At 56.6% G+C, this 265-nt stretch carries 1 protein-coding gene; it reads right to left on the bottom strand.

Features of this window, described 5'->3' with window-relative positions:
- Positions 1-265 (bottom strand): AAA family ATPase (locus FQ668_RS27595; RefSeq protein ID WP_144180790.1); only part of this gene is annotated, 265 nt, incomplete at both ends.

Raw genomic sequence — 265 nt, 5'->3', positions numbered from 1 at the left:
GTTAGACAGCAGGGCCTTCAGTTTTTTCTCGCGCTCTTCGAGGGAGACGAACTCGATCTCCACCCCGACGAGGTCCTGATTGGCGGGCGCCACGTCGAGAGTCGGTATCTGGGTCTTAACGATGATCTCTTCGAGGCTGCAGCGACCGATGAGGGCATGATAAAGATTCTTCTTTTCTATCGATGCCTTGTCGACCCCCATCCCCCTGGTTGTATTGCCCTGGGGGTCCCCGTCGATCAGGAGGACCTTTTTTTCCGCCATGGCG

Origin of the sequence: Pseudomonas sp. Kh14 (genome assembly GCF_900291005.1) — a bacterium.
Taxonomy (GTDB): Bacteria; Pseudomonadota; Gammaproteobacteria; order Pseudomonadales; family Pseudomonadaceae; genus Aquipseudomonas; species Aquipseudomonas alloputida.
This window is presented reverse-complemented; position numbering and strand designations above follow the sequence as displayed.